Source organism: Enterovirga sp. (assembly GCF_035325185.1).
Taxonomy (GTDB): Bacteria; Pseudomonadota; Alphaproteobacteria; order Rhizobiales; family Beijerinckiaceae; genus Enterovirga.
Genome location: NZ_DAOLAJ010000002.1, coordinates 1 through 14,157, shown reverse-complemented (window position 1 = coordinate 14,157; position 14,157 = coordinate 1). Strand labels below are relative to the sequence as shown.

The following is a 14,157-nucleotide window of genomic DNA, read 5'->3' as shown; positions in this document are numbered from 1 at the left end:
TTGCAATAGGATTGAAAAGAGTGCCTGAAATTTTCATTTCTGATATAAAGCTGGGCGAAGATCGCTAAGGCAGCAGGCGGAGACGCGGACGCGTGGCACGTCAGGGACAAAACGTGGTGTCGCTCCCCGAGAGCGGCCCGGATGACGGGATCGGGCGCAAGCTCCGCCTCCGCCGCTCGATCAAGGGCCGCTCCCTCCAGGAGGTGGCGGACAAGGCGGAAATCTCGATCGGGCTTCTGAGCCAGATCGAGCGGGGCGTCACGACGCCGTCGCTGAAATCCCTGCGCCAGGTCTGCGCGGCGCTCGACATGCCGGTGGGCTGGCTCTTCGACGTCCCGGACGGCGATCACGAGGATGTGGTCGTGCGGGCCGGAGGGCGGCGCGTCATGACCATCGGGCCGAAAGGCATGACGAAGGAGCTGCTGTCGCCGGATTCGGTCCCGGGCATCCAGATGCTGCGAATCCTCGTCCAGCCGGGTGGCTCCTCGGGCGACCAGCCCTACAACAACGAGAGCGGCTCGAAATGCGGGGTCGTCGTCTCGGGCACGCTCGGCCTCGAGGTCGAGGGGAGGGAATATGTGCTCGCGCCCGGAGACAGCTTCGCCTTCGCGGCCACCAAGATGGCCCGCTTCTGGTGTATCGGGGAACAGCCGGTCGATCTCATCTGGGTCGTGACGCCGGCGGTCTATTGACCTCCTTGCCGCGGGCGCCCGGCCAAGCCGGCGCGACCTCCGCATCACCTGCACTTACAAATATATCATGATATATTTAAATATTTCCTGACAGCTGAATCGATCGTTGGAAAAAATCGACTCTCTCCAAATTGTGGAAACAGGCCGAATCTTCTGAGCTTGTCCTTCACTGGATCCTTCATCTCGGCGAAGCACAACTCAACGCCCATATTCTTCAAATCGCCGTCCAATTCATCCAGCATATCTGCCGCGGTGACATCGACACTGGTCACGGGCTCCGCGGTCACGACCAGCCAGCGCGCCGGCGTCGGCGAAGCCGCTGCCGCCTCCAGAACCCGCGCCTTGAACAGTTCCGCATTGGCGAAGAACAAGGGGGCATCCCACCGGAACAAGACCAGGCCCGCTATTTGCTCGGCATCGGGATAGCGCGTGATGTCATGGAACCCCTCGACGCCTTCGGCCCGGCCCAAAATCGCCGAGTGCGGACGCCAGCCATCCCACAGGAACTCGATGACCGCGATCACGACGGCGAGGCCGATCCCCGGGATCGCCCCCAATACGGCGACCCCTACCGAGCAGATGACGGAGAGCCAGAACTCCCAGGCCTGAATGCGGTAGATTCGAAGCAGATCGGCAACTTCGATCAATCCGATCGCTGCGGCGATGACGACCGCAGCCAGGGCGCTGCTCGGAAGATGCTCCAGGAGGTTGGGGGCGGCCAATAGCAACAGGACGAGCGCCAGCGCCCCCACGATTCCGGTGAGCTGCGTTTGCGCCCCTGCAGCCTCAGCCACGGGAGTGCGGGACGAACTGCTGCTGACGGGGAAGCCCTGGAACAATCCGGCCGCGAGATTGGCAGCCCCGAGCCCCACCATCTCCTGGTTCGCATCGACATGAGTGCGCGTGCGGGCGGCATAAGTCCGCGACAGCACGCTGGTATCGGCGAAAGACACCAGGGCGACGGCCAGGCCCCCGAGCACGACCTGCACGATATCGGTGGTGGCGATCCAGGGAACCGCGAAGGCCGGCAATCCGCGCGGCAGAGGGCCAAGAACCGCCACGCCGGCGCGCGACGCCAAATCCAGCGCTCCGACGATGACGGTCGCCCCGACGACGGCGATCAGAATGCCCGGCACGCGCTTGCTGCGCCTGAGCAGCAGGATGACGGCCAAGGTCGAGGCGCCCACCGCGAATGTCGTCCAGTTCACCCTGCCGCTCAGAATGGCCTCGCCGGTGTCCCAGATATTTCCCAGGAGTCCGTCGCCATCGATCGAAAAACCGAAAAGCTTAGGGAACTGGCTGATGAGAACCGCCAGCGCTATTCCGTTCATATAGCCGTAGCGGATCGGCTTCGAGAGAAGCTCGGTGACGAAGCCGAGGCGCGCGGCGCCGGCCAGAATGCAGACCAGCCCGGAGACGACCGCCATCGCAGCCGCCAGATTGACCGCCCGTTGCGGATCCCCGCCCGACAACGGAAGCACGACGGCAAGGATGATGGCGGCAAGTGAGGAATCCGGGCCCAGGACGAGGATGCGGCTGGGGCCGAACAGCGCATAGACCAGCAACGGAACGATTGTCGCGTAGAGTCCGTTGATACCCGGCAGGCCCGAAGCGACTGCGTAAGCGATGCCGGTCGGCACCAGCATCGTAGCCAAGACGAGTCCTGCAACAATGTCATGGCGTATCCACGCCGCTTCATACCGGCGCAGCGTATTGAGCCCCGGCAAGGCTCCGATCCACGACATCGTCGCCCCCCTCGGTGATTACAGTCGACGATGCTCTTGTTCAGAGAGGCCGTCAACGACACCGGCAGCTTCTACGGAGGTCCGAACGGGCGCACGAATTCACATTCCCTTCGGGTACGGTTTCCCGAACGACGTCCCCGCCTTGCTCACGCCGGGGACACCCTGGCCGCCAGTTCTCGCGGCCGCGCGGGCCGGCCCGAGCCGTCAATGCTTGAAGTCGATCACGACGGCATCGGCACCCGTTGCGAGTTGCAAGCCCTGCCGGCGCGTCGCGAGACGCAAGGTCACCCCCTTGTCGTTGCGCAGCCAGAGCCGGCCGCGTCCGGCATCTCCCAGGGCCCAGCCCGCGCGGATCTGGAGGTAGGGACCGGCCAGATCCTCGAGCCGGCTCAGGCCGTAGACAGTGCCCGTCGCGGTGAGCTTCGACGCACCCATCCCGCCGACGCCGAGGCCGCCGACAGTGATGGGATAGGTTCGGCCGCGATAGGTGACCGTCCCACCGCCCAGCGCCCCCGACCCGATGAAGGCCACCTGAAGCTGCTGGATGCGGATCGACGCATTCGGCCGCCCCAGCGACGACGTCTGCGCCGAGGCCGGAGCCCCCATGAGCAGCCCGGCCGCCAATGCCAGCATCGCGGCCTTGAAACCCCTTCCCATCATCATTTTTCCTTGCAGGAGCAACAAATCGATCGTTCCAAGAGAGTGCCCCCAACCGAAATGGAGGGTCGGCACATATCTCGATCGAAGAAGAACATCAGTCGATGATGTGGTATCCGCCATCGATATAGAGGACGCCACCCGTGATCAGCTTGGCTCCGTCGAGGGCCAGGAAGGCCGTGGCCTTGCCGACGTCGTCGATGCTGACGAGGCTGCGCGCCGGGGCCTTCGATTGCGCCTTGTCCATCAGTTCGTCGAATTCGGGGATGCCGGATGCGGCCCGGGTCGCCAGCGGGCCGGGCGAGATCGCATGCACGCGGATCCCTTTCGGGCCGAGTTCCGCGGCCATGTACCGGACGGCCGATTCGAGCGCCGCTTTCGCGACGCCCATGATGTTGTAGTTCTCGACCACCATCTGGCTGCCGTAATAGGTCATTGTGAACATCGTTCCGCCGTTCTTCATCAGCGGCTCGGCCAAATGGGCCATCCGGATGAACGACCAGCAGGAGACGTCCATCGTCTTGAGGAAACCCTCGCGGCCGACATCCACCACGCGGCCGTGCAGCGCTTCCTTCGGAGAGAAGGCGATCGAGTGCAGCAGGAAGTCGAGCTGACCCCATTCCTGGGCGATCCGCTCGAAGACCTGCTCCGTCTGCCCCTCCGTCATGACGTCGAGCGGCATGAAGATCGGCGCCTCCAGCTCCTGCGCCAGCGGCTCGACATGCTTTTTGGCACGGTCGTTGAGGTAGGTGACCGCGAGGTCGGCGCCGAGCGCGCGAAACGCCCTTGCGCAGCCCCAGGCGATGGATTGGTCGTTGGCGATGCCGACAACCAGACCTTTCTTTCCCTTGAGGGCGGTTTGAATATCCGGAAATACAGGAATCATGGCACCCGCGTTCATCTGGAGGTTATGTCTCGGACCTGATCGGTGACAGAATATGCTGTGCGATCAGGCGATCCTATTTGCTCGAAGATCGAGGTTCGACGGCATCGACCGACATCGCGCTGCTTCCTCCAGCCGGCTCTACGAGACTTTCGCCCCACGAGCAGGACGGGCGGGGTCGGCCGCCTTCCTCTCTTCGTCAGGCGCATCGACACCGAACAGCTCGGCCACGCGCCGGAAACGCCGGGCGGGCTCGCCCGTGATCTCGGCGCTCGCGGAGAGCACGTGGCGCACGGCATCGAAGGCGGCGCGGCGCTGATCGGCATCGTCCGGCAACAGCTTCGGGATGGCGGCCAAAGCCCCGTCCCGGTCGAGCAGGAGCATGAAGAACTGCTCGCGCGCCAGCATCTTGAACTCCGGCAGCGTCAATCGCGGCCCGCTGAGCTTGCGGTAAACTTCGCGCAACGCCTCGACGCTGCGCTCGTCGACCATTCCCCTCGCCGATCCGACGTAAAGCAAGGCCCGCAGGGCCGCCTCCCGAAGACCGCCCTCGCCCGTCTTGGCCTTCAATTCGGCGATCCGTTTTTCGAGCAAGGCCCGGTGCTCGGCCGACATCTCCCGCCGGCGCGACGGCTCGGAATTCGGATCGATCCCGACGGCGGCCTGAAGGGCCGGCGAGCCGTAGACGTTGAGAAAAACCGTCTCGCTCAACGCTTCCTGCGCGTCGCGCCAGCTATCCAGCGCGTGCACGACCTGCTTGGAAACCTGCTCCTGGAAGGCCAGGAAGGGATTGTCCTGCGAAACCGGCTTGCGGTTCTCCTTGATCTGCTCCGCGGCCGACCTCACTGCCGACATCCATGGATTTTGACTGCTGATGGCCTCGTACTGAAGGCGAAGCGGATGCATCTGATGCATCCACGCGGCCATTTGCGGCGCAACCAGGCCCTTGATCCAGGGCTGAACGTATCTCTGATAGGCGGCGAGGTTCTTCTCCGACACGCGCTTGGCGGTGGCGAAACGCCGCTCGTCCTCGGGCGAATTGCCGCCGAGGGCTCGGATATCGTCCAGCGTCCGGGCCTCGCACCGCATCACCCACTGGCCGGCGACGAGATCGGAGTTTCTGGTGTCGCCGCCCTTCTTTTCGAAGGTGGCTTCGTAGAGGCCCGGCGGCAGCACGTCGATCAGGTCGATATTGCTGGAAAGCTCCGCATGCTCCTTCCTGGCCACGCCGCCCGAGACGAAGATCCCGAGATGGCCGACGCTCGGGTGAATCGTATAGACGATCGTCTGTCCGTAGGCCCTGATTTCGTCGATATCGGCGTAGAGGTCGAGGATCCAATCCAGCGCCTGCTGCGGCGGCGTGATGTTGTCTCCTTCGGAGCAGAACACCACGATCGGCGACCTGATGTGGCGCAAATCGACCGCCTGCCCGTCGGACATTTTGATCGTTCCGGCGGCGAGATTGTTGCCGACGAACAGTTCGTCGACGATGAACTGGATTTCCTCGGCGTTCAAATTGACATGGCCGCCCCACCAGCGCTCGAATTCGAGATAGCGGTTCGCCTCGGTGTCGACGTTCGAATAGACATTGTATTGCTTGGTCCAGAGCGTGTTCGACGGGTTCTGGCCCTCGAAGTTCTGCACGAGCCAGGCGCCGTCGAACTTGCCGGCTCCGAGGTCGCTGGCGAGGGCGGTCAGCCAGCTTCCCCCCAGCAGGCCGCCGGAATAGCGCATCGGATTCTTGCCGTGGACACCGGCCCAATAGGCGAGAGGGGCGCCGGCGATGATGAGCGGCCCGAACAGTTCCGGGCGCAGGGAGGCCAGGATCATGATCGCCCAGCCGGCCTGGCAGTTTCCGATGACGCAGGGCTTGCCGTCCGCCTGCGGATGGCGGGCGATCACCTCCTCGATGAACCGGGCCTCGGCGCGGGCGATGCGCTCGATGGTCTGCCCGGGCATGGGCTCCGGGAGAAAGCCGACGAAATAGCAGGGATGGCCCGCATTCATCGCCACGCCGATCTCGCTGTCGGCCTTGAAGCCGCCGATGCCCGGACCGTGGCCCGCGCGCGGATCGACCACGACGAACGGACGCCGCGCGGGGTCGATTTCGACACCCTCGGGCGGAATAATTCGCACCAATACGTAATTGACCGGCTCGTCCAGCTTGCGCCCGTCCATCACCAGCTCGGCGGAATATTGGAGAACATGCGGCGCGGTCTGGGCGACATGCTCCCGGTACTGGTCGCCGCGCCGGCGCAGGACGTCCAGGAACAGCACGCTCCGCTGCCCTGCATCGATCATGTATTCGGTCGCCGCCGCGACAAGCCCGGACAAGGGGCCGCCCAGCGGCATCGTGTTTTCACTCGACATAATCGTGCGTTATCCTAGAAATCTCAGGGATGCATTCAAGGCAATAGCCCGGCGCCTCGCAGCCATGTTTCTTATCGCGCTTAGGCGGTCACGACAAGTTCGGATGAAAGATTTCTAGCGGTATTGCGTTTCATTCATCATGTCCATGAATTGCCTTAGAAAATATCGGGGATGTACTTGAGGCGATAGTCCGGCTCCTCGTAGCCGTGCTTTTTATCGCGCTTGGGCAGTTGAATATCCTTGCGCGGAACCTGCTCGTATGGAATGCGCGACAGAAGGTCGCTAATGATATTGAGCCGTGCCCGCCGCTTGTCGTCGGACCTCACGATGCGCCAGGGCGCCCAGCTCGTGTCGGTTCGCTGGAACATCTCGTCGCGGGCGCGCGAGTAATCATACCACCGGGAATAGGATTTCAGGTCCATCGGCGACAGCTTCCACGTCTTCCGTGGATCGACCAGCCGCGCTTCGAGCCGGCGTGTCTGCTCCTCCTGGCTCACCTCCAGCCAGTACTTCAGGAGAATGATGCCCGAGTCGACCATCGACTTTTCGACCTCGGGGATCGCCAGGAGAAAGTTCTCGGCCTGCCTCTCGGTGCAAAAGCCCATCACACGCTCGACGCCAGCTCGATTGTACCAGCTTCGATCGAAGATCACGACTTCCGACGCCGCCGGAAGGTGCGGCACGTAGCGTTGCAGGAACATCTGCGATTTCTCGCGATCGCTCGGCGTCGGCAAGGCGATCACGCGAAACGTCCGCGGGCTGACCCGTTCGGTGATCGCCTTGATCGCACCGCCCTTTCCCGCCCCGTCGCGGCCTTCGAAGACGATGCAGACTTTCTTGCCTTCGTGACGAACCCAGTCCTGAAGCTTGACGAGCTCGCAATGGAGCTTCGCGAGCTCGCGCTCGTAGGCTTTGCGTTTCATGCATTCGCCGGCCCCGCCATCGCCGGTATGTGCCTTGCCCATGAAACCCTCGCGCGCTCGGAACGGCAGGCTATTGATCCCGCAGGTCCGGCCAGGTGAGAAACATGCCCGCCTCGCCCGGCAGACCCTGCGGCCATTCGACGATGAGGGCCTTGAGGCGATAGCCGAGCGGTTGAAGCTTTTCCTTCCAGACTTCGTAGACCTGCTCCGGCAGACCTGTCAGCGTCTTCGGCCAGTCGGGCTCGGCGTTGTTGATCGCCCGTCCGCGATCCGTGCAGAGATCGACCGGGAAGCGCCCGATCAGGACTTCACGCTCCCCGCGCTCCGCCGCTGCCTTGGCGTTGCGGAGCAGGCGATGAATTCGCTCGTCCGTGATATCGATCCTTTGCGAAAGGCGCTTGATGTATTCCTGACGCGCCTTGTCCACCCGCGACAGCGCGTCGACCGCCTGGCTCGCTTTCGCCGCATCCCGCTCCGTCAGATAAGCCTTGAGATCGCTGACGGACATGAAGCTGTCATCGAGGCTTTCAGCCGAAGTCATGGTCTTTCCGCTCATGTTTGCACTCCTGCACTGGACGTTTCTACAGGAAGAAATCCGAAGCTGCCAGCATCGATAGCTAAAGACGATTTATACTATTTCATAAGACGAGAGCACCGCCTCGGCGAAGGTCATGCCGACTGCTCGCCGTGGCGGCCGGGCTCGTCCGGCATTTGCCGCGGCCCCTTGACGAGGGAGGGCCGCAGGCGCTCCCGGAGGGCTTGGAACGTCACGTAAAGCGGCGGGATCACAAAGATCCCGAGGACCGATGCCAGGATCATGCCGCCGAAGACCGGCGTGCCGACGTTGCGGCGCGCCAACTCGGAAGCCCCCGATGCCCGGACGAGCGGAAACAGGCCCAGGATGAAGGCGAAGGACGTCATCATGACCGGCCGGAAGCGCAGCCGCGCGCCTTCGATCGCCGCCTCGAGAAGCGGCACGCCCTTCTCGCGCTGCTCCTTGGCGAACTCGACGATCAGGATGCCGTTCTTCGCCGCAAGGCCGATCAGGACCACCATGCCGATCTGCGCGTAGAGGTCGAGCGTCAGCCCGCCGAGCAGCATCCCGATGAACGCGCCCAGGACCCCGACCGCGACCGACAGCAGCACCGGGACCGGAATCGTCCAGCTCTCGTAGAGCGCGACCAGGAACAGATAGGCGAAGAGGACGGCGAAGCCGAGGATGATCGCCGTCTTGCCTTCCGCGCGCTTCTCCTGGAAGGCCGTGTCGGTCCATTCTCCCTTGAACCCGGCCGGCAGGGCCTTGGCCGCGACCTCCTCCATGGCCTGCAGCGCCTGTCCCGACGACACGCCGGGCGCGGGATTGCCCTGCACCGTCACGGCGCGCAGGTTGTTGTAGCGGATGAGGGCGGGCGGCCCGACGACGACGCGCGCTTCCGCGAGGCTGCGCATGGGCACCATCTCGCCGCGCGTGTTGCGGACGTTGATGCGGTAGATGTCGTCGATGCTGGCCCGGTCGCGCGCCTCGGCCTGGACCTGCACCTGCCAGGTGCGTCCGTAGAGGTTCGTGTTGTTGACGAAATAGCCGCCGAGCGAAGCCTGCAACGCCTGGAAGACGGAGGAAAGCGGAACGTCGAGGATCTGCACCTTGTCGCGATCGATGTCGAGATAGATCGACGGATTGGTCGCGGAGAAGGTGCTGAACACGCTGCGGAGCCTGGGCTCCTGGTTGGCCGCGACGATGAGGCCGCGCAGGGCCTGCGCCATGACCTTCGGGTCGCCTCCGCGCAGGTCCTGGAGAACGTAGGTGAAGCCGCCGCCCGTCCCGAGGCCGATGATCGGGGGAGGCGCGAAGGGGATCACCTGCCCTCCGGGGATCTGGCGGAACTGCGCGCCGAGGCGCGCCATCGTCTCGCGGGCCCCCAGATGAGCGGCCCGGCGCTCCTCGAAGGGCTTCAGCGTGACGACGACGAAGGCGGCGTTGGGCTGGGAATAGCTGTCGATGAAGTTCAGGCCGACGACGCTCGTGAAATCCTCCACCGCCGGGTCGCCTCTCAGAACCTCCTCCGCCTTGCGGACCAGCTCCTCCGTGCGGTTGACGGAGGCACCCCCGGGCAGGTTCAGGAGGACGAACAGCGCTCCCTGGTCGTCTTCCGGCAGAAAGCCGGTCGGCGTCTGGCGCGCCAGGAGGGCCGTTCCGGCTCCTGAGGCCGCCACCAGGACGAGGCCGACGATCGAGAGGCGGACGAGGCGCGCGACGCCCGCTCCGTACTGGTCGCGGACCCAGTCGATGCCCCCCGAGACGCGGGCCATGATGCCGTGCTTGGGCCCGGCGTGGCGCCGCAGGAGGATGGCGCAGAGCGCCGGAGAGAGAGTGAGGGCGTTGACCGCCGAAAACAGCATGGCGACCGAGACGGTCACGGCGAATTGCCGGAACAATTCGCCCGAGATGCCCGGAATGAAGCCGATCGGCACGAAGACGGAGAGCAGGACCAGCGTGATCGCGATGACGGGCGCGGTGATCTCGCGCATCGCGTGCTTCGTCGCCTCGGCGGGCGACATCTCGGGATTCTCCTCCATGACCCGCTCGACGTTCTCGACCACGACGATGGCGTCGTCGACGACGATGCCGATCGACAGGACGAGCGCGAGCAGCGACACCGTGTTGGCGGAATAGCCGACGGCCTTGAGCGCGATGAAGCTGCCGATCAGGCTGACGGGAACCGCCAGCATCGGAATCAGGCTGGCGCGCAGGCTGCCCAGGAACAGGAAGACGACGATCACGACGAGCACGAAGGCTTCGACGAGGGTCTTCTGGACCTCGTGGATGGTCGAGGTGACGAAGGTGGTCGGATCGTAGGTGATCTTCCAGGTCAGGTCTTCCGGGAAGCGCTTCTCGATCTCCTGGAGCTTGGCCCGGATGGCGTTGAGCGTCGAGATCGCGTTCGCGCCGGGAGACTGGTAGATCGCGAGGGCCGCGGCCGGGCTGCCGTTGAGGCGCGTCACCCGGTCGAGATTGGCCGCGCCGAGCTCCAGCCGCGCGACGTCCTTCAGGCGCAGGATCGAGCCGTCCGTATTGGTCCTCAGGATGATCTGGCCGAACTCCTCCGGCGAGGTCAGGCGTCCCTTGGTCTGGATGTTGAGCTGCAACTGCGTGTCGTCGGCGCTCGGCCTCGCGCCGATCCGGCCGACCGCCGCCTGGACGTTCTGGCCCTGGATGGCGGAAATGACGTCCCCGGTCGTGAGGTTGAGCCCCGTCAGGCGGTCCGTCTCGACCCAGGCGCGGATGGCGTAGTCCTGCGGCCCCCAGAGCGAGGCGTCGCCGACGCCCGGCGTGCTCTTGACGGCATCGAGGAGGTTGATCGTGACGTAGTTCGACAGGAACAGCGGATCGTGCGTCTGCTTCGGCGAGGAGAGGACCACGACGCCGAGCAGCGCGGAGGACTTCTTCTTCACCGTGACGCCCTGGCGCTGCACCTCGTTCGGCAGGCTCGCCAGGGCCACCTGGACCCTGTTGTTCACGTTGACGGCGTTGAGATCGGGATCGGTGCCCAGCTCGAAAGAGGCCGTCAGCGTATAGCTGCCGTCGTCGCCGCTCACGCTCTTCATGTAGATCATCTTGTCGACGCCGACGACCTGCGCCTCGATCGGCTGCGCGACGGTCGCCTCGACGACCCCGGAATTCGCGCCGGGATAGAAGGTCGTCACCGAGACCTGCGGCGGGACGATGTCCGGGTATTGCGCGATGGGGAGGGCCAGGAGCGCCAGGAGGCCGGCGATCGAGGTGACGACGGCGATGACGATCGCAAGGCGCGGCCGGTCGACGAAGAGCGAGGAAAGCATGCGCTATCTCCGCTCGAGCGAGCCGGCCACGGGCCGCGCGGTGACCGGAGCGCCCGGCCGCAGCGCCTGGAGGCCCTCGACGATCACCTGCTCGCCGCCTTCGAGGCCGCTGTCGATGATCACGTCGGTGCCGTGCTCGCCGCCCGGCTTGACGCGGCGCACGACCGCCTTGCCGTCCTCGACGACGAACACATAGACGCCGCCCTGGTCGGCGAGCAGCGCGCTCTGCGGGATGACGACCTTCTGCTGAGGCTCCCCGATCAGCAATTGCACGCGGGCGAACTGCCCGTCGACCAGCTGGCCCTTTTTGTTCGGAACCGTTCCGCGCACGAGAATGGTGTCGGTCGCCCGGTCGACATTGACGTTCACGAAATCGACCTGCCCCAGTTCGGGATATTCGGTTCCGTCGACGAAGCGGAGCCTGATCTTGATCTTGGAGGCGTCCCCCTCGCCGCTTCGCTGGGCCTGGAGGAAATCGCGCTGGCTGACCGGAAAGCTGACATACATCGGATCGATGCTGACGATCGTGGTCAGCACGCCGCTGTCGGGACCGACGACGTTGCCGACCGTGACGAGCGTGCGGCCGACCTGCCCGTCGATCGGGGAGGAGATCGTCGTATAGTCGAGATTGATCTGCGCCGTTTGCAGGGCCGACTGATCCGACAGGATCTGCCCCTGGGCCTGCTCGTCCGCCGCCTTGGCCTGGTCGCGCGCGACGGCCGTTCCCGCCTGCCGGCGATACAGCTCTTCCGCGCGGTCCAGCTGGATGATCGTCAGTTCCCGCGCGGCCTTCGCGCGCAGCAGGGCGCCCTGCGCCTGGCCGAGCGCCGCCTGGAACTGCCCGCGCTCGATCTTGTAGAGCGGCGTTCCCTTCGCGACCTTCTGGCCGTCCTTGAACAGGATCGCCTCCAGCCAGCCGCTGACCCTGGCGCGGACGTCGACCCGCTGGACCGCTTCCACGCGGCCGACGAAATCAGCGGTTTTTCCGATCGCCTCCCGCCGTGCCAGGACGGTTCCCACCGGGACAGGCCCGGCAGGGGCCTGCGCGGCGGCCGCGAAAGGCAGGCCCAGAAGGAGCGCGCCGAGGATCAACGAGCGTATCATGCGTCTTCATTTCGTATGCAAGCAGCGAGAACGACGAGCCCGCCCGTTGCTTGAACATAAAATCCGGCAAGCAAGCTTCGAAACAATGCTTGCAGCTTATTGTCTGCGCCCGAGTCTATTCGAGTCCGGGCGCGCTCCGCAGGCGAGCGGCCGCCATGTCGATTGGGCTCCCCGGATCGTGGCCCGCCGCCTTGCATCGTTCCACGACCGCCTCCAAAGCGCGAGCCACCCGAGCGAGGGGCCTGATCGCAGCTTCCTGAATAATTTCGTCGACGACATCACGCAACTCCCGTGATGACGGACCATCGTCCTGGCGACGAGCGATCATGGCCGTGCGATTCGGCGCGAGGCGACTGCATGAACAGGGTGTCTCGCGTCTGCGGCAGGCCATGCTTGACCGAACGCGACACGGATCGAAAGCCGTCCGGCAAGGCGCTTCACCCGATCGCCCTGGGAAAGCGACCGCTTGCGCTTCGTTCATGAGACGAAATCCGCTCTTGATACCCTCCTGACGCAGGCGCAGATTGGCTTCGGCCGGGAGTAGGGCTGGAGGATGTCGTGGAAGTGCGCACCCAGCCCGCGCCTTCGCCCGGACTTGCCGGGGACGCGACCGTCGAGCGGGCTGCTCCTTCGGGCTTCATTCATCTTGGAGTTGCCAGGGAGATCTGTCCGATTCTATCGGAACTCGGCTGTGACCCGGAACGTGTGATCGAAGGAGCGGAGTTGGATCCAAGTCTTTTCGATCACGCGGATAGTCTCGTTTCACTGAGTGCCCTTGGAAAGCTGCTTCGCCTCGGCGTCGAGCGGACGCACTGCTCGCATCTCGGCCTGCTCGTCGGACGGCGATCGACGCTCAAATCGCTGAGGGCGGTGGGAGCGCTCATGCGGCATTCCGAAACGATCGGCGATGCGTTGCGGAACATGAATTCCCATCTGCGCGTGCAGAACCGCACCGCGGTGACACAGCTGGATGTCGACGGTGACGTGGCTCTCCTCAGCTACTTGCTTTACCATCCCACTTGCACCGGCGCGATCCAGATCCTCGACGGAGCGCTTGCGACGGCTTGTCAGATCTTGCGGGAGCTTGGCGGACCCCGACTCGAGATCACCGAAGTGCTGCTTCCGCGCAGACCGCCGATCGATCCGGAACCGTATCGCCAGCTTTTTCGCGCGCCTGTTCGGTTCAACCAGGAGGTCGCAGCGCTCGTCTTTCCTGCCGAATATTTGAAGCATTCCGTCGAAGGCGCCGACCCGGTGATCCGTCGTGCATTGGAGTTCCAGATTGCAGAATGGGAGCATAGCTGTCCGGCGGATTTGAAGGACGAAATGCGACGGCTCCTGCGAGCTGAGTTCCTCAATGCCAGAAGCTCCTCCTCCGAGATGGCAGAACTCCTGTCGGTGCATCGGCGGACCCTCAATCGTCGCCTGAAAGCCGAAGGGACCACCTTCAAGAGCGTCGCAGATGAAATCCGCTTCGGAATCGCGTGTCAGCTATTGGAAGATACCGACCTGCGGCTGGTCGAAATCGCGGCGGCACTCCACTTCTCGGAGCCGGCGGCATTTACGCGCGCATTCCGCCGCTGGTCGGGTACGACGCCCAGCAACTGGCGTGCTCATGTCGCGGCCCAGGTATCGGAGGGTTGACAGCCGAGTTCCTGGAGCTTTTGACCAAGCTCGGCAAGACGGCGCGAGACGCCGAGCAGCTTCTGCGCGGATGGACCAGCGGTCAGGTCGGGCGGATGAGCCGGACCATCGAGGAAGCCACCGTCAAGCGCTTCCACTACGACACCCACCATCAATTCGAAACCCACTTCGCGAGCTTCGTCAGCGCGTACAGATACGGGCGCAGACTGAACACGCTCAGAAGTCTCACGCCCCACGGGTTCATCGTAAGCGGAGCCTTGACCACACCTTTCGCGGATGGAGTTGAACGTTGATGTTCC

General features: G+C 64.4%; 11 protein-coding genes and 1 pseudogene. 4 read left to right on the top strand and 8 right to left on the bottom strand.

Going from position 1 to position 14,157, the window contains the following annotated elements:
• Positions 1 to 92: 92 nt before the first annotated feature.
• Positions 93 to 692, top strand: a complete 600-nt coding sequence (locus PKD06_RS00525; protein WP_324376667.1) for an XRE family transcriptional regulator — start codon at positions 93 to 95, stop codon at positions 690 to 692.
• 65 nt (positions 693 to 757) lie between these two features.
• Here the strand turns inward: PKD06_RS00525 and sulP are convergent, their stop codons facing one another.
• From sulP to PKD06_RS00485, 8 genes are all read right to left on the bottom strand, one after another.
• Positions 758 to 2,437 (bottom strand): sulfate permease, encoded by a 1,680-nt coding sequence (gene sulP / locus PKD06_RS00520; protein WP_324376664.1) that lies wholly within the window; start codon positions 2,435 to 2,437, stop codon positions 758 to 760.
• 204 nt (positions 2,438 to 2,641) lie between these two features.
• Positions 2,642 to 3,169 (bottom strand): hypothetical protein, encoded by a 528-nt coding sequence (locus PKD06_RS00515; RefSeq protein WP_324376662.1) that lies wholly within the window; start codon positions 3,167 to 3,169, stop codon positions 2,642 to 2,644.
• A 22-nt stretch (positions 3,170 to 3,191) separates the two neighbouring features.
• The gene (gene fabI, locus PKD06_RS00510; protein WP_324376660.1) at positions 3,192 to 3,980 is read right to left on the bottom strand and encodes an enoyl-ACP reductase FabI; all 789 of its coding nucleotides are present in this window, start codon (positions 3,978 to 3,980) and stop codon (positions 3,192 to 3,194) included.
• Positions 3,981 to 4,118: 138 nt separating this feature from the next.
• The gene (locus PKD06_RS00505) at positions 4,119 to 6,347 is read right to left on the bottom strand and encodes a DUF3141 domain-containing protein (RefSeq protein WP_324376659.1); all 2,229 of its coding nucleotides are present in this window, start codon (positions 6,345 to 6,347) and stop codon (positions 4,119 to 4,121) included.
• Positions 6,348 to 6,502: 155 nt separating this feature from the next.
• On the bottom strand, positions 6,503 to 7,312 hold the full coding sequence (ppk2, locus tag PKD06_RS00500; protein WP_324376657.1) for a polyphosphate kinase 2: 810 nt from the start codon (positions 7,310 to 7,312) through the stop codon (positions 6,503 to 6,505).
• Between the two features lie 28 nt (positions 7,313 to 7,340).
• Positions 7,341 to 7,826, bottom strand: coding sequence for a hypothetical protein (locus tag PKD06_RS00495; RefSeq protein ID WP_324376655.1), 486 nt, complete (start codon positions 7,824 to 7,826; stop codon positions 7,341 to 7,343).
• Between the two features lie 113 nt (positions 7,827 to 7,939).
• The gene (locus tag PKD06_RS00490) at positions 7,940 to 11,110 is read right to left on the bottom strand and encodes a multidrug efflux RND transporter permease subunit (protein ID WP_324376653.1); all 3,171 of its coding nucleotides are present in this window, start codon (positions 11,108 to 11,110) and stop codon (positions 7,940 to 7,942) included.
• Between the two features lie 3 nt (positions 11,111 to 11,113).
• Complete coding sequence (locus PKD06_RS00485; RefSeq protein ID WP_324376651.1) at positions 11,114 to 12,214, bottom strand: efflux RND transporter periplasmic adaptor subunit; 1,101 nt, start codon at positions 12,212 to 12,214, stop codon at positions 11,114 to 11,116.
• Between PKD06_RS00485 and PKD06_RS00480 the strand changes: the two genes are divergently transcribed.
• The 3 genes and pseudogenes from PKD06_RS00480 to PKD06_RS00470 form a co-directional block, all read left to right on the top strand.
• The gene (locus PKD06_RS00480) at positions 12,213 to 12,509 is read left to right on the top strand and encodes a hypothetical protein (protein WP_324376649.1); all 297 of its coding nucleotides are present in this window, start codon (positions 12,213 to 12,215) and stop codon (positions 12,507 to 12,509) included. The genes PKD06_RS00485 and PKD06_RS00480 overlap by 2 nt on opposite strands.
• A 263-nt stretch (positions 12,510 to 12,772) precedes the next feature.
• Entirely contained in the window at positions 12,773 to 13,858 is a 1,086-nt protein-coding gene (locus tag PKD06_RS00475) for an AraC family transcriptional regulator (protein WP_324376647.1), read from the top strand.
• Between the two features lie 71 nt (positions 13,859 to 13,929).
• Positions 13,930 to 14,103: pseudogene (locus PKD06_RS00470) on the top strand (IS481 family transposase); the annotation flags it as partial.
• Between the last annotated feature and the right edge of the window lie 54 nt (positions 14,104 to 14,157).